Genomic DNA, 15,938 nt, shown 5'->3' on the forward strand with positions numbered 1-15,938 from the left:
GTCACCGACACCAGGCCGGCGCCCAGCAGGGTCCCTTCGCTGGTGTCCGGGGTCTCGCCCGAGCCTTCATGCACGCCGCGCAGTTCGGTCATCGTCACCTTGCCGGCGGCGTCGACCGTCAGCGTGAAGACGGTATGGCCAAGGCCATCCTTGCCGTCGACTTCGCCCGCCCCGTTCTGCACCAGCGTCACCGGCGTGCCGGTGAGCGAGTCGACCAGTGTGGTCGTGGAATTGTTGATGGTCAGCGAGTAGGCGGTCGAGCCGGACTGGCCGTCCGCACCCGGCGTCACCGCGAAGGTGGCCGCGAAGTTGCCGGACGAGACGTTGCCGCCGCCCACGCCAACCGAGCCGATCACCGGAATGAAGCTTTCGTCGACGCTCAGCGTCGGCGCCGAGCCGGTCAGCGTGATCGAAGGAACATCGTCCTGGATATTGATTGAGATGGTCGACGTGGATGTATTGCCAAAGCCATCGGTTACCGTGAACGTGAACACGTCCTGCCCGGGTTGCACGTTGGCGCCGTCGTTGCCCGCCGGAACATTCGCTTCCGGCGACGTCAACGTATAGGTGTAGGTGCCATCCGCGTTGACGTGCAGGATGCCGTACGTGCCATTGATGTTCGTGCTGACATTGCCGCTCACGTCGCTGCCGATATTGCCTGATGCAACGCCGGTCACGGTCGCCCCGTCGGGATCCGAGAATGTCAGCGTGCCCGTCGTCGTCTCCGAGCCGTCGCCTGCATGCGAGCCGTCAACCGTCCCGGGGCCCAGGTCGCCGGCCGGCGGCGTCGTGTCGAGGCCCGCCTCGTTCACCGTCGCAATCTCTGCCACCACACGCGGTTGGCTGCCGGTCACTTCGATCGTCAGTGTAGCCGGCGAGGTGTCGCCGTCGCCGTCCGTGATCGTGTAGTTGAACACGTCATTGCCCGTCGTCGTATTCGGGGTGGCGTGATAGCTGTAATCGCCGTCGGCGAAGACCGTCAGCACGCCGTGCGCGCCCGTTACCGTCGTCACGCCGTTGCTGGTAACCGAACCCGTCCAGGCGATCGACGCGATCCCATCGGCTCCCGCCGTGTCCGCCACGCCGGCGCCGTGGGTGCTCGTGCCGGTCTCGACATTGCCCGTCACCGTCTCGCCGGACTGCGCGGCGTCCGTATCGGCTTTCGCCGTCGGCACGTCGTCGATGACATTGATCACCAGGTTCCCGGATGCGGGCTGGTTGTCCAGGTCGGTCACAACGACCGTGAAGCTGGGTGCCGCTTCCGTATTGGCTCCGTCGCCAGCCGTGGCGCTGTGGTAGTCTGCCGTCAGCGTGTAGCTGTAGTGGATCGTGCCTGTGGCGTTCGCGCTGGTGTACTCGTACCACGCGCTCACTGTGCCGCCCGTGGTGGCGTCCGTAAACGTCGTCGGATTGCCCGAATCGCTCGACAGCGTGTGGCCGCCCAGCGACACCGAGTTCACCCCATCCTGCGAGGTGAAGCCGATCGTGCCGCTCACCGCGTTCGAGCCGTCATGCTGCGAGCCGCTCGCCAGTCCCGCCTCGTACACGATCGCACCGGCAGCACCGGCGGCCGGGATACCGCCCAGCGTCGGCGGCTCGTTGCCGATATTGATCGTCAGCGTGGTGTTCGACTGGTCGCCGTCACCATCCGTCAGCGTGTAATGGAACACATCGTTCACGCCGCCCGGCGTGTTCGTCGCGCGGTCATAGGTGTAGTGGCCGTCCGAGTACAGCGTCAGCGTACCGTACTGACCCACGATCGTCGTTCCGGTGACGGCGGACGTCACGTCCTGCGCCGCGCCCGTCCCATAGGCCGAGGTCACGCTCGCGCCGTCCGCACCCTTCACGTCCGCGCTAGCGGACGGGTCGGTCTCGCCGACGCCCGTGATCACATTGCCCAATATCTGCGTATGGCTGCCCGCTCCGACGCTGTTGGCGTCCGCGTTCGCCGTCGGCACGTCGTCCACAATCTGGACTGACAACGTGCCCGGGAGGGAGATGTCACCGTCGGTGTCGGTCACCGTCACCGTCATGTTGTCAAAGATGGGATCGTTGCCTGCTGGATGTGTCTCGCTGTGCAGCAGCGTGTAGCTATAGCTGACCTGACCGGTGCCGGCGTTGTAACCGTTGATGGTCAGCGTGTTGCCGAGCGGCGTGGTGATCTCGATCGGCGTCGATGCGCTGTTGGCAAGTGCTGCACCCGAAATTACCTGGCCGGCGATGGTCAGCGAGCCGACACCGTCGGGCGAGGTGATGGTAAAGGTGCCGGTGTTGATCTCGGACTGGTCACTGTTGGGGGCGGGATTCTGCGCCTCGCCGGAGCCTTCCGAGCCTGAGCTTGCCGGCAGGCCTTTTTCATTGACGATGGTATCGCCGCCATCGACGGAAGGCGTCAGGTCGATGATCGACGGTATGGAATTGGGCTTGATAAGAGACGGGAACAACTCGCGATGATCCGGCTGACCGAACGCCAGATCCGTCGGCGGCAACAGTGCCGAAAGGCCGAATCCGTCGCCGATACCGCCGGGAGGAACCGAGAAGTCTCCGCCCGCACTCGACGTCGAACCGCCTGGGCCTGCCGATATGGAACCGTCGGCGCCGAAAGCAACGTCGACATGGCTCGCCTCGAGCGCCGCGATCAGGGCGACGCGCGGCACTTCGACATCGCCGATGATGAAGGTCGGCACGTTCAGCGCACCGTCCTTGATAACGATCACCGAACCGTCCGCCTGCTCGAGCACGAGGTTATGGCCGTCGACCTTGATGTTGTCGATCGAGACATTGGCTGGAAGTTTCACCACATGGTTGGCGTCGGCCACATATTCGTGCGGTGCGGCTGCCGCCGGGGCCTTCGCCTCCGCGGGTGCTTCCGGCTTGACGGGCGCGCCGCTGCCGACATCGACGGGAACCGGTTCGGCTGCCGCCGGGGCGGCCTTTTGTGCCGGGGCTGCCTCCGCAACCTGGATCTGCGCCTGCGACGGCAGGCCGTTATGTTCAGAGTGCTCGTCCCAAGAATGAGAGACGGTGTCCAAATCGTTACTGTTTGTCATGGCCAAACCCCTTCGGCATTTCCCGGAAAGAGACAGTGGCCACCTCTACTTTGCAACTATCATGCAATCCATTTCATATATTCTGGTATGCTGGCGTCCGCATTTTTTACGCGTGGTAAACTCGAAACATATAACCCGATATACATTGGCTGGTATGCGATCCATCCGATAGGGATCGGCTCTGGTCGCTTGGTAAACAGAAGTATAAATTCGTATAAAATTTTACATAAAATAGGCGTTATCAAGTACAGGAAACTTATCCACCTTCCTTTCCAATAATTTGAGGCGGAATTGGTAGCGTCCACAGTCAAAGGTGGGCGTTATGACAAAAGAAAAATCTGCCCAAGGGGCAATCGGGCTCAAAGCGCTGCTGCTGCTGGTCGGCATCATGAGCCTGCCGCAGCCGTCGTCCGCGAGCAATTTCCCGACGCGTGTCGATCCGGCCGATGCGCTGCTGGCGAAGGTCGAAACGCCTTCGACCCTCGGTGGCATTTCGCTCATGCGGCCGCAGCCCTGGCAGTCTGTCCCAGCCTACAGGATCGGCATGGTTTTCACCAGCTATGGTCCTGCCGCCGTCGATCAGGAAAACGATTCTTCGACGACGCAGGACAATGCCGGGATCGATCCCATCCAGACGGCGGCGATCATCCCCGGCGTGTTCGGATCGGTTGCGCTGTCCATGCATAATTTTCCGGTTTCGGCACGTTGGGCGCCGGTCTACAGGGCAATCGTCGACTGTTCCACGGGCAGTGCGTGCGATGGCAAGAACAGCCTCTTTGTCGCGATCGTCAATGCTGCCAAGGACAAGCGGTTTATCGACAAGCTGTCCTTCATCAACTCAAGCATAAACCACGCGATCGCCTACAAGAAGGACAGCGCGGTTTACGGCAAGCTCGACTATTGGGCCAAGCCTTCGGAAATTCTCGAGCGGCGTGCCGGTGACTGCGAGGATTTCGCCATTCTCAAGATGGCGGCGCTGCTGCGTGCCGGCATTCCGGCGCAGAGCATGTCGCTCGTCGTCCTGCAGGACCGCAAACGCGGTTTCTTTCATGCTGTGCTGTCGGTCAGCACCGGCAGCGGTGTGTTCATCCTGGACAGCCTGAGCAACGTGGTCTCGCGCGACAGCGATCTCCCCGACTACATACCATTGTACTCGTTCAGCACCGACCGCGCGTGGATCCACGGCACCAGGCCCGGCGCGGCGCAAGTTGCCGACATCAAAGGTGGTCTTGCGACGGTCGCGCCCGGCGAGGGCTTGCAGCCGTAGCGTTCCCAAGACAAGCGAAGCAGCCGGTTCGGGACGCCTTCTCTCAGAGGCACGTCACGTCGAGACGGATTTATGCGGCGTGCTTCAGCCGCCGAAAACGAAGGCCATCAGCAGCTCCGGCTCAATCACCGGCGCTCGCACCGCGTTCAATTGCCCCCGGTAGCGGCGATCGCCTGCGCCGATGACGAAACCGGTGGCGACCGGCGTTTCGCCATTGGCGTCGAGCCGCGCGAATATGTCAGCGACATTGAGGTCCAGCGCAAGCTTCAGGTCGTGGCGTGCATCTTCGTTTGGCGCCACCGGCAATTGACGCCTGACCAGTTGCTGGAACGGCGCGTTGAAGGTCAGGATCCTCTTCGACGATGAGAGTGCAAAAGCTGGTGACGGACAGGCGACCAGAATGGCGTTGATCGTCTTGATCGACGCGAGCCTTCGCAAGGTCTGGTTTTCGTCGGCCAATCCGCGCATGCAGGCCACCCGAATTGCCGACGTCAGGTTTCCTGTGTTGGCATGGCTCTCGGCGATCTCGTCGATTAGCATGCCGATCGTGCATTTGCGGTTTTCGGCCATCTGCTTCAGCGAGGTCCAGAACGCCCGCTCCAGACGGATACCGCGTCGTGTGCCGCCACGCGCCACAACACGGAATTCCAGTCCGAAATCCTCCGTCGCCATGGGCGGAAGCAGCCGCTCGCGGTCGGCATTATGGGAGATGGCGCTATCGCTCACTCATTGCCTCCTCGCGTGCCTTGTTGATCGGCTTCATCAGATAGGTGAGGATGGTTTTGCGCCCGGTCTTGATGTCGACCGAGCAGATCATGCCGGGGATGATCGAATAGGTCTTGCCATCCCGCGTCAGCGTCGACCTCTCGGTTGCGACGCGCACCTGATAGTAGGGTTCTCCCGTCTTCTGGTCGACCAGGCTGTCGGCGGTGATGTTGGAGACCTTGCCCTCGATGCCGCCGAAGATCGAGAAATCATAGGCGGTTATCTTGATCAGCGCGTCCTGGTCCGGCCGGATGAAGGCAACATCCCGTGGTGAGACCCGCGCTTCGACCAGCAGGGTCTCGGAAGTCGGCACGATGCCGGCCACGACCGCACCGGGCTGCACGAAAGCGCCAACCGTGTTGATATCAAGCGTGTTGACGATCCCGTCGACAGGCGAGCGGATGTCCGTGCGCGCCACCTTGTCGGTGGCGCCGCGTATGGTCTCATCGACGACCGAAAGATCGGCCAGCGCCTGTGTCAGATCGCCGAGCGCCTCCTGTTGCAACTGCAGGCCGAGCTCGTCGACCTGAAGCCGGGCCTCCGTGATGGCCGACTTGGCTTTCTTGATGGTTTCTCCAGCGAGCGTCAGCTGGCCGTTGAGCTCGCTCATCTCGCGCTCGACGCGGAGCTGCTCGGTACGCGCCATCAAGCCTTTCTTGACCATCGATTCGACCAGCTTTGCCTCCTGGTCGCTGACGGCAAGATTCTTCGTCAGGCGATCGGCATTGGCGGTCGCTTCGTCCAGTTCCTTCTCGCGCTGATCGAGGCGCGACTTGAGAACCGACAGTTTGACCTGAAAGTTGTCGCGGCGCGCGACGAGCAGCTTCTGCTCGTTGTCGCAGATTTCCGGGGCAACCTTCTGGATTTCGGACGGGCACGGAAATGAGCCTTCGAGATTGCCGGCCTGTTCGAAGTTGAGCCGGGCAATGCGCGTCTGCAGAGCCCGCGCCTTGGCCTGCTGCTCGCCAAGACTGGAGGTATTGAACGTATTGTCGAGGCGGATGATGAGGTCGTTCTTCTTGACGACCTGCCCGATCGTCACTGCAATTTCCTGAACGACGCCCGGCTCGCTGGCCTGGATGATCTGGGTCTTCGAGGCGGGTATGATCTTGCCGTCGCCGCGTGCGATTTCGTCGACCTCGGCAAAGGACGCCCAGGCGACAGAAGACACGAAGAGTGCCCCGATGATGAATAAGGACGCCGACGCGAAGAGCGGCGGCCGGTCTTCCCTTGCAAGCATGTCCTACAACCCCAACGCATTGAATGCGTTCAATAAGTCTGTTTCTCAGGCGTTTGTTTTCTGCAGCGCCTGTATCACTTGATCCTTGGGTCCATCGGCGACGATCCTGCCTTGCTCGATGACGATAAGACGGTCGGCCAGCTCGAGCATGCTGAAGCGGTGCGTGGAAACGATCAGCGTCGTGTTCCGGTCGAAAGCCACTTTGAGCTGCTTGATCAGCTGGCGCTCTGAAGCCAGATCCATCGAACCCGATGGCTCATCCAGAAAGACGATTTTCGGTTTTGTCAGCAACAGACGGGCAATCGCCATGGTCTGCCGCTGGCCACCCGAGAGATTGGTGCCGCGCTCGCCGACATTCATGTCGTAGCCACGCGGGTGGCGGGAGACGAAATCGTCGACGCCGGCAGCCTTGGCCGCTTCGACGATCTGCTCATCGGTCGCCTCCGGACAAGCCATCAGGAGGTTTTCCTTGATGGTGCCCGAAAACAGGTCGTTGGCTTGCGCGACGATCCCGACCGCGGCGCGAACCTCCGATGGGTGGTATTGGCGGATGTCGATCCCATCCAGCAGCAACTCGCCTGATGTCGGCAGGAAGAGCCTGCCGATCAGCCGGCCCATGGTTGTCTTTCCCGAGCCTATGCGGCCGATGATGCCGATCCGCTCACCTGGCTTCACAGAGAAATTCAGACCGGTCAGGACCTCGTTCTCGGAGCCCGGATAGACGAAGCCGACATTCCTGAACGCCATGGCGCCGTTGCGAATGGGCCGGTTGACGAAACCCACCGTATCCGGGCGATCCTCCGGCTGCGCCATGATCGAGTTCACCATGCGCAAGGAAAGCATGGCCTGGCGAAGTCTGGACAAGGTGATGGCGATCTGGCCGAGTGGAGACACCGCCCGGCTGGCCAGCATGACGGTGCCGATGATGGCTCCGGTGGAGACGTGTCCCTCCGAGAAAGCGTAGGCGCCGGCCACGATCAGGGCGACAGTGACCAGCTGCTGGATGGCCTGCGTTATATTGCTGGCGGCCGCCGAAAGCTGCTTGATCTTCTCGGACGTGTTGGACGCGTTCTTGGAATGCTCTCCCCATTTGCGCAACAGATACGCCTCGGCCCGCAGCGACTTGATCGTCTCCAGCGTGGAGATGGATTCGACCAGCAGGGACTGTCGCTGCGAGGCTTCGTTCATGGAGGCGGCGACGCGCTTCCCGATGCGCCGCTGCGTGATCAGTCCAACGATCACGGAAGCGACGAAGGCCAGCGCCGGGATGATGACCAGCCAGCCGCCTATCGCATAGATGACCAGGAGAAAAATGAACACGAAGGCCGTGTCGATGAACACGCTGATGGTGTTCGACGTGAAGAATTCGCGTACGAATTCATATTGCGTCACCCGATTTGCGTATTCGCCCGTCGAGCCGGGCCGTGCCGACAGGGACGAGTTCAGCACTTTCTCGAACAGCAAGTATGAAATGCGCAGGTCGGCCTTGCGCCCGGCATAGTCGATGAGGGACGCCCTGGCGGTCTTCAAAAGCAGGTCGAACAGTATGACCGCGCCGATGCCGATCGACAGCACCCAGAGCGTCGATATTGCCTTGTTGGGCAGGATCCTGTCATAGACGTTCATGGTGAAGATCGGCGAGGCGATGGCCAGCATGTTGATGAATATTGCCGACAGGATGACCTTCGAATAGGTGCGCCAGAACGGACCCATCGTTCCCGTCAGCCAATGTCGCCGCTCGATCTTCGGTGCCGAACCGACGTTCATCCCTTCGGCAGCGTTGGCATAGGTTATCGAGAAGGAAACGCCGCCGCTGATGTAGCTGGCGGCCAGCTCGGATTTCGTGATGGTTACGCGGCCGTCTTCCTGAGGAGCGGTGGTGAATGCGCCGTCCTCGGTTTCTGCCAGCAAGGCAACTGGCAACTGGCTGACGCGAAACACGATGGCGGGGAGGTCGATGCGCCCCCGAAGAAAGTCACGATGGCTGAACTCGGTGATTTCAAGGCCGATGCGCTCGGCAATATGCCGGATGGCGTCGATGTCGATACGCGTGTCCGACAGCGGCACGCCGGCGAACAGCACCGTTTGTGCGCTCGGCCTGCCGAGATAGCCGGCAACGGCCGAGAAGCAGGCCTTGAACGCCTCCTTCGGGGAGAGGATGTTGGGTTGCTGGTTCACGATCCGCCCTTAGGGACTTTCGATCGGTCCTTGCCTCCGCCTACTTTTTCCTGACCGGTGCCAGGATATCGAACGGCAGGTCGTTCTTCTGTTCCGACGGCGTCCGCGCGTAGGTTTCGGTGTCGGCCGTTTCCGGTGCCGCGAACTCGGTCCGTGCGTAGGCCACGGCCTGCTTTGGCGGGCGGATGTCCATGGTTTTCAGCAGCTGCCCGGTGGCTGCCAGAAGCCGATACTGGGCAAAGAGAGAGGCGTAGGATGCGGTGTCGGCCAGCGTTGCCGTGTTGAACCGCGTATTCTGCGCATCCAGCACATCGAGCAGCGAGCGCTGCCCAACCTTGAATTGCTCGCGATAGGACGCAACCAGTTTCTCGTTGGAAGCGGCTTGCAGCTTCAGGGTCTTTGCCAGGTCGGCTTGCCGGAAGCGGCGATCCCATGACGTGCGAACGGCTTCTTCGATTTCCCGCAGCACCTGGTGCTGGGCAAGCCGCTGCTCGCTGGTGCGGCGGATCTGCTCCTGCTCGTTGGCCTTGTCGATGCCGCCCCGGTACAGGTTCCACCGCAGCACCAGGCGTGCTTGCAGGTCGGACGTGTCTCCATTGTCGCCGTCGATGTCGTACCCACCCCGAGCGACGCCTTCGGCGACGATCGAGGGGCCGTATTTCGCGCGGGCCGCGTCCACCAGCGAGGCCGCCGCTGCGATATCGCTGTTGGCCATATGGACGCGCGGATTGCTCTCCCGCGCAAGGCCAATCGCATCGTCCAGAGACCTTGGCAGCGCGCCGGAGACATCGGCCGGCCTCGATGCATTGGTGAGTGGCTTCCCGACGGTCTTGTAGAACCGTATCCTCGAAGCCTCCAGCTCCTCCGAGGCTTCCTGCATACGGGCCTTGGCCGCGAACAGACGCTCTTCGGCCTGTTGCCGGTCGGCCTCGTTCAACCCGCCGCCGGCAATGCCTTCCTGGATGTCGTGAAGGATCCCTTGATGGAAGCCGAGGTTCTTCTTTGCTTCTGACACGATCGAAGCCTGAAGCATGTATTCGAGGTAGTCCTGGACGACCGAGAGCCCGATGAATTCTGACCGCTCCAGGACACGAAACGATGCGCCGTCGACGCGTGAGGCCTGACGATTCAATTCGGCTCGCCTTGCGCCACTGTCATAGAGCGTTTGCGAAACCGTCAAATCGGTTTCCGCCGGATAAAGCGCGTCGTGCTCTATATCGAGTGCGCGTCGCGACGAGTTGTCGAGGCGGCGAGCCCCAGCTGACGCTTCCAGGTCGACACTGGGGAGATAAAGCCCTTTCGCCTGGCGCAATTCGAACTCGATTGCTTCGCGATTTTCTATGGCCTGGCCGATCTCGGGATTGGATTCGACCGCAACCGCCATTGCTTCCTTGAGCGTAAGAGCATTCGCATTTGCACAGGTCAGCATCGTAGCTGCCATCAGAAGACCAAGGCGCTTGCCCATAGTCGAGATGCTTGTCGTATTCATTTACCCCGCCCCAACGTTTCCCCACGCCCTTTTCGAGCGCTGAACCAAGCCTGAGCCCGTCTCAGGCGACTATCCAACAATTTCAAGAAATATGTGAGCGAATATTAATTTAGAGCAATCTAAATTAGAGATTTCGGCCATAAGGTTGGGAAATGTAGCAAAAATGGCACAAAATTGGGGTCGACCAGCTTCGGCCAAACGCCGCCTGATGTGGAAAAGTCCAAACGCACAAATGGCTCAAGGCCGGCAGGATCGTGTGACGCCCGCCGGGGCCGAAAGCGCGCGGTCGAAAATCTGAATGACGTTCCGGCCAAGATCATGCCGCGGCTGCATCAAGGACCGATGCTGAGTATCGGGTTGCCTTATGAACTCGCAAGCACGGCCGTAGTGGCGCTTTTGCGTTAAGCCTCGCGCAATCTTTGCGATCTATGCTGATGCCAGATTGTCGAGGATAACATGAAGCGCAGGCCGATATTACTCTTCGCTTTTCCAGCTCTCATCCTGATGATTCTGGCGTGCGAACGGATATCGACCATGCTGCTCGGAGCCTATCCCGCCAGCCCTGCCATGTGGAGGATCTGGCTTGAACTGCGCCCCTTGTCGGCGATGTTCTGGCAACAGATCAACCTGGATCTCGGCGGCTCAATGGGCTTGGATGCCATCATCCTGGTTACGGCGGCAATGGTGTGCTGGAACGCTTGCCACATGAAGCGGGCGACCGCCTTCTTCCTGGCCAACCACGTTGCCCTGCTATTCGCCGGGCTCATGATCGCTTCCAGCAGTCATTCGGAGACGGCGAGCACGCTGGCGGCAATTCCGATGTCCAACGGCCTCCAATTCGCACTGAAGGTCGATTTTACCTGGCAGAACAGCCTGGTGCTCGTTCTGGGCTTCGCGGCCTGCGCGTACTGTCACGTCGCCTTCCTTCGCGAAACGCGGCTGCGCGGAGAGTCTCTCGCCCTGCGCCTCATGACCTTGGGACGGGATATTTAGTCCGGCGCACTTGGCTTTGCCGGAACTCGCCACGCCTCAATTGATCTTGCGATAGTAGACCTTGCCGTCCGGCGTTTCCGTTCGCTGGTAGCCCGGATTAGGGGCAGGGGGCGCGGCGGCAACCCTTCTCTTTGGGGGGCGCGGTGTATCGATAATTGTGGGTTCGGCCGCGACTTCGGTATCAGGAGACGCTTCCGCAACGGTACTCGTCGTGACGACGGGTTCCGGTGCGCTCGAGACGCCGGCGTCGCCGGCCAATGGAAGGTTCTGTTCCAACCGGGCTATGTTGCCGTTGACTTCGTTGAAACTGCCTTGCAGCTGGCTGTCCAGTTTTTCGAACCGGCTTTGAAAACCGTTGTTGACCGTGTCGAGCCGGGCAACGATCCGCTGCTCGAACGCACCGAGTTGCTCGAGATGTCCCTCCACGGTGCGCAGGTCGTTGATGCCTCGGTAGAGATAGATGGCGGCGGTCGCGTTCAGCACGGCAAACAGCGTCAATCCGACGCCGACCACGACGGCCAGCCGCGACCGGCTCGCATCCCTGTCGAGCAGTTGCGGTTCAACGGGCTCGGCTGCTACTGCCGGCACATGCGGGTCGCTGATCGTCGTCATTGAACCACCACCTTGGTGCCGATAGGCACGCGCTTGAAAAGATCGATCACATCCGTGTTGGTAAGGCGAAAGCAGCCCGATGTGCCGTCGAATCCCACGCCCGTGGGATCGTTGGTGCCATGGATGCGGTAGAGCGTGTCATGTCCATCCCGAAGCAAATACAGCGCCCGTGCGCCCAGCGGGTTGTACGGGCCCGAGGGCACCAGCTCCGGCAGCTCCGGCTGGCGGGCGCGCATTTCCCGGGGCGGGCGCCACTGCGGCCATTCCGTCTTGGCCCCGACCTTCACCACCCCGGTCCAGCCAAATCCGTCACGCCCGACGCTGATCTGGTAGCGCAGCGCCTGGCCCTGGCGGGTCACCAGGTAAAGCGCCTTCTCGTTCTTGCGGATGATGATCGTTCCCGGCTGCTCGGTGGTTGCGAAAGCAACGGCCTTGCGCAGGCTGGGGCCCATGGCCGGCAGTGGCGGCCGGTCCGAAAGCGACCGCGCCTCGGCGAAGTCCTGAACCGAGATCGCCAGCGCCAGACTGAGCAAGGCCAGCCCGATCCGATGTCTACCGGGCAGCGTCATCGAGCCGCTCTTTGAACATCTTCTTCAAATCCTTGTTGAAGCGCGCCCGGCTATCCACTTCGGCGGGCAGGATCGCTCGGTTCAAGGCATCGGTCACAAGGGCGTTGTCCAGCGCGACCGATTTGATGTGCGGCGCCTTGAATATCTTCTCGAGCTCGCTGCGCGAAAAATGGTTTCCGAACCATTTGCGCTTGTGCTTGTTGGCGACGAGCGTGATGCTGACCGCATTGCCGCGCAGCTCGCGGATCTTCTTGTAGAGCCGCTTGCCTTGCCGCAGCGAAGCGACATTGAGCTCGAAGACGATGAAGATCTCGTCGCTGGTCGAAAGCACCGAATTGTGCCAGGGCGTTTCGATATTGGGCAGGTCGATGACGATGTCGTCGAACCGGTAGGCGACGAGGTCCAGGAGCCGGAAGACGAAATCGCTGCCGCGCGGCTCGAACGGCAGTTGCGGCCTCTCGAACGCATAGAGGGTGAGACCGGACGGGCGCGTCAGCTTGATGACATCCATCAGCTCGACATCGAGCCGTTCCGGCTGAGCGATGATGCCCGTCAGGTCGAACTGGTTGAACTGATTGATATAGGCGCCGCAATTGGCGCTCTGGAAATCGAGATCGACCAGGCAGGTCGAAGCCGCGCGCTCAGCCGATTTCGTGGCCAGGAATTCGGCCGCCGACAGCGCAAGCGTCGTGGCGCCCGCACCGCCGCTGGCGCTGATGAAGGTGATGATCCGGCTTTTCGTTCCCTGGTTGCCGGTGTCATGGAAGGTCACCGCGTTGAGCAGTTCCTTGCCGTCGAGTGGCTTGTGCAGCCAGTCCGAAGCGTTCATGCGCACCAAAACGCGCGTCTGCTCCGACGTCAGCTCATCGGAAACCGCGATCAGCGGCACGGTCGCCCACAGCGCGCGCGCTTCGACGATGCCTGGCCTGCCGAGCAATTCGCCATTGCCGAGATCGAGGATGACGATGCCCGGGCGCGTGTCGACCGGTGGGCCTTTGAGAAAATCATCCGTCTCGGAAATCCGGACGTCGTAGATCGCCAGCGCATCGAGCCGCGTCGCCACATCGCGCTTGAAGTTCGGATCCGACGAAAACAGCGCCACCTGCTTTCGCTTGGTCGGCGTGACCTTGGTGTTGATGGCGTTCATGGATAGGTGCTCTTCATGTCTTCGCCCGTGACCGTGCTCAGCATGGAGGGCATGGTGATGGTTCCGAACCCGAGAAACCCGGCCAGAAAGAAGAACTGGAACGGATGATTGACAATGCTGACGGTGATCGTTGGTACCGGCCCATTGGGGCGCGTCCAGTAGCCGAGGCCCGAAGCCTGATACTGAATCTGGATCTCGGATTTCAGAAGGGTTGGCAGGAAGGTCAGCATTCCCGGCCGGGTGCTGCTGCCGCTGAAGATGAAGTCGAAAGCGGCCTGGTTCACATTGAGGTTCTGGCATGTTGCGCCTGTTCCACAGGTGCAAGACACAACTCCGGCGGCACTGGCCGTACAGATATAGCTGTAAGTGTTGATGGGAACTGCCTTTCCCACATCCAGTGAGTCGCTGGGTGTTTTTGCCTCGAGCAGAAGTCCGCTGGCGATCGGAGCGGAAATCTGCGCCAGCCTGGCGCCAGCCTGCACCGCTTTGTTGCCGGCATTCCATTGGTAGAAGGCATAGCCAAAGTCGACGAAGCCAAGCAGCAGAGTCAGCAGCAGGGGCATGGCAATGGCCGCCTCCACCATTGCCGCGCCGGATTGGTTTCTCCAGAACCTGCCGTGCGAGATCACCATCCCAAGACACGCTCCTGATGGAAAACATTGAGCGTAAGGGCACTAAAGCCAAGATAAGACCAGAGGCCCAGGGTAGGATACGAATATGCGGTGCTGACCTGCACGACGACGACGGTGCCGGTGCTGCTGAGATAGAGCTGGGTACCCGTCGTGGGATCGATTGCCTGGAGCGATTGTGCCGGGTTGATGGTGACTTGATCCGGGGTCCACCCGGTAACCCTCGCGCTACCGCCCTGAACGGCCCCCTTCGCTGCGAGGTTTTGTGCGTACCCTTTACAAGTATCCCAGTCACTGCTGCAGCGCGCCATATAGCGAGCGGCATCCTCGACGCCGGCTTCGAGAAGCAGACGCGTGTTGAAGATGTTCGAGAACTCGAACACACCGGCCGACAGCAGCAACACGAATGGCGTGACGATCGCTATCTCGACCAAGGCAGCGCCTTGTTCGTCGTGGTGGAACCGATGGAGGAACTGTCTCAGTTTAATCAACATGGCGCTACCGGTACAATTGCGCTTCGTTGCGCTGCAGCTTCTTCAGCGTGTTTTGGCCGGAGACAGTGCTGATATCCTCGATCTCGCCATAGATATCGGCATTGGGCGCCCCACCCGCCGGTTCTGTCAGGAACACACTCGCGAAAGCCTGCACGGGTAAGGTCTGTCCGCCGCCATGAACAGTGTTGGCCGTACAGTCGACAATCGCTACATAGAGCAGTCGTCTGTCAGCGGTCTGCGTCGTCGCATTGCAGGCCGGCGCGGTCTGTTCGAAAGTGCTCTTAAGATCCGCTTTGTGCTGAATTTCGTAATTGTAGACACAATATCGGCTTGGGCTTGCGCCGCACGCGGCTTTCACGCCGGTCCCATCGTCCTTGGGCCAATTCGTGTCCCAATAGCCCGGACTTGTTTTCGTACCCATGAAGTTCCAGTTGCCGTCGCCGAGAGATCCAGCATTTGAACATGTGGTCGCGAAACAATTGTCTCGGGGCACGGCCATAAAATTCTTGGCCTGCCCGGACGTGGGAGCGTTGTAGCTGCAATTGTTCTTGCCTGCGTTTTGAACGTCCATGCCTTTTCTGACATTCGGCGCAGGCGGGTTAATTGATGGGTCGGTCTTGTAGGGGCCGCCATTGTCGTAAATGTCAAAGCGGGTATTGATACCGGCATCCACCGGAGGAATGTTACCCGGACGGGTGGTCACACCACTTTGGTCGTAGCAGGCGGGCGGATTGGTGACAGCGAACATTTCGGTAATCGCAGCCGTATTCTTATCGCCCTCGGGTGATGACAAAAACCCGTAATTGCCCGGACCGTACTGGGCGCTGCTGCCACCTGTTTGTTCTTTCAGCCAGATCATCGGCTTCTTTGTTCCTGATACGGCCGTCTGCAGATCACTCAGGGAGGTTGCGCTATTGGTGAAAGGATTGCAGATGAACATCGGTGTGAACTGGCACAACGCATTGGTGAATCCCGCCACCGCTTGTGGCCGCACGTCCATCCTTTCGGTGCTGCCGACGATGCTGGCTGGAAAAATCGTCGCGAAGGCGCCCGCGCCGTCCGTCGCGCCCGATGCGTTCACAGTCACTTCGGCAAACCTGACAGCCTTGGGATCGGTGCTGGCCCAGTTCTTGGCATTTGAGTCGACACCCGCGGCAGTCAATGTGATGTCATCACTCGCCGGTATCCCGGTCAGATAGGTCACCGTTACGTCAGCCAGGGCGATTTGGTGATCACCTGATGTCGAAAACAGCGTCTTGTTGGCCACAAGGTTGGTGACGGCCCGGTTGGCCCGGGTGATCGCATCCGAATTGCCATCGAGTTCCGCCGCGGCGGCTAGCGCCATAGCGTCGACACCCTTCTGCAGATCGTTGTGCAGGCTGTTGACCCGGCTCATGTCTATGGCCAGCAGCGAGAAGCCGATAAGCACGGGTATCATGATCGCCACCAAGATCATCGCTACGCCGCGTTGATCCTTCCAGAAGGCACGAATGGTCCCCAACATG

Annotated in this window: 13 protein-coding genes; 2 read left to right on the forward strand and 11 right to left on the reverse strand. The window is 60.7% G+C overall.

Annotation, left to right across the window (positions count from 1 at the left end; translation table 11 throughout):
* A partial coding sequence (locus tag AC1D05_RS33960; protein ID WP_477447132.1) for a DUF5801 repeats-in-toxin domain-containing protein occupies window positions 1-3,050 on the reverse strand: 3,050 nt, incomplete at its 3' end.
* 322 nt (window positions 3,051-3,372) lie between these two features.
* On the opposite strand from AC1D05_RS33960, the gene AC1D05_RS33965 reads away from it, so the two are divergent.
* Entirely contained in the window at window positions 3,373-4,317 is a 945-nt protein-coding gene (locus tag AC1D05_RS33965; RefSeq protein WP_477447134.1) for a transglutaminase-like cysteine peptidase, read from the forward strand.
* An 84-nt stretch (window positions 4,318-4,401) separates the two neighbouring features.
* Here the strand turns inward: AC1D05_RS33965 and AC1D05_RS33970 are convergent, their stop codons facing one another.
* Genes AC1D05_RS33970 through AC1D05_RS33985 form a run of 4 tightly spaced genes read right to left on the reverse strand, consistent with a single transcriptional unit; the run spans window position 4,402 to window position 9,989 of the window.
* Entirely contained in the window at window positions 4,402-5,043 is a 642-nt protein-coding gene (locus tag AC1D05_RS33970; protein ID WP_477447136.1) for a ribbon-helix-helix domain-containing protein, read from the reverse strand.
* Window positions 5,033-6,322, reverse strand: coding sequence for an HlyD family type I secretion periplasmic adaptor subunit (locus AC1D05_RS33975; RefSeq protein ID WP_477447138.1), 1,290 nt, complete (start codon window positions 6,320-6,322; stop codon window positions 5,033-5,035). Before AC1D05_RS33975 ends, AC1D05_RS33970 begins: the two co-directional genes overlap by 11 nt.
* 45 nt (window positions 6,323-6,367) lie before the next feature.
* A complete protein-coding gene (locus AC1D05_RS33980) occupies window positions 6,368-8,500 on the reverse strand; it encodes a type I secretion system permease/ATPase (protein ID WP_477447140.1) in 2,133 nt (710 codons plus the stop codon).
* A 40-nt stretch (window positions 8,501-8,540) separates the two neighbouring features.
* On the reverse strand, window positions 8,541-9,989 hold the full coding sequence (locus AC1D05_RS33985; RefSeq protein WP_477447142.1) for a TolC family protein: 1,449 nt from the start codon (window positions 9,987-9,989) through the stop codon (window positions 8,541-8,543).
* A 456-nt stretch (window positions 9,990-10,445) separates the two neighbouring features.
* On the opposite strand from AC1D05_RS33985, the gene AC1D05_RS33990 reads away from it, so the two are divergent.
* On the forward strand, window positions 10,446-10,982 hold the full coding sequence (locus AC1D05_RS33990) for a hypothetical protein (RefSeq protein ID WP_477447144.1): 537 nt from the start codon (window positions 10,446-10,448) through the stop codon (window positions 10,980-10,982).
* 36 nt (window positions 10,983-11,018) lie between these two features.
* On the opposite strand, the gene AC1D05_RS33995 is transcribed toward AC1D05_RS33990, so the two are convergent.
* The 6 genes from AC1D05_RS33995 to AC1D05_RS34020 are packed head-to-tail and all read right to left on the reverse strand — an operon-like array spanning window position 11,019 to window position 15,937.
* A complete protein-coding gene (locus AC1D05_RS33995) occupies window positions 11,019-11,594 on the reverse strand; it encodes a hypothetical protein (RefSeq protein WP_477447146.1) in 576 nt (191 codons plus the stop codon).
* Window positions 11,591-12,163, reverse strand: a complete 573-nt coding sequence (locus AC1D05_RS34000; protein WP_477447148.1) for a L,D-transpeptidase — start codon at window positions 12,161-12,163, stop codon at window positions 11,591-11,593. The genes AC1D05_RS33995 and AC1D05_RS34000 overlap by 4 nt, the downstream gene beginning before the upstream one ends.
* Window positions 12,147-13,310, reverse strand: coding sequence for a CpaE/TadZ family protein (locus AC1D05_RS34005; RefSeq protein WP_477447150.1), 1,164 nt, complete (start codon window positions 13,308-13,310; stop codon window positions 12,147-12,149). The genes AC1D05_RS34000 and AC1D05_RS34005 overlap by 17 nt, the downstream gene beginning before the upstream one ends.
* Window positions 13,307-13,942: a TadE/TadG family type IV pilus assembly protein gene (locus AC1D05_RS34010; protein WP_477447152.1), complete on the reverse strand. Its 636-nt coding sequence runs from the start codon at window positions 13,940-13,942 to the stop codon at window positions 13,307-13,309. Before AC1D05_RS34010 ends, AC1D05_RS34005 begins: the two co-directional genes overlap by 4 nt.
* On the reverse strand, window positions 13,936-14,433 hold the full coding sequence (locus AC1D05_RS34015; protein WP_477447154.1) for a TadE/TadG family type IV pilus assembly protein: 498 nt from the start codon (window positions 14,431-14,433) through the stop codon (window positions 13,936-13,938). Before AC1D05_RS34015 ends, AC1D05_RS34010 begins: the two co-directional genes overlap by 7 nt.
* 4 nt (window positions 14,434-14,437) lie before the next feature.
* Window positions 14,438-15,937, reverse strand: coding sequence for a TadE/TadG family type IV pilus assembly protein (locus AC1D05_RS34020; protein ID WP_477447156.1), 1,500 nt, complete (start codon window positions 15,935-15,937; stop codon window positions 14,438-14,440).
* Window position 15,938 lies beyond the last annotated feature (1 nt).

The organism is Mesorhizobium sp. P2_E9 (assembly GCF_056403815.1).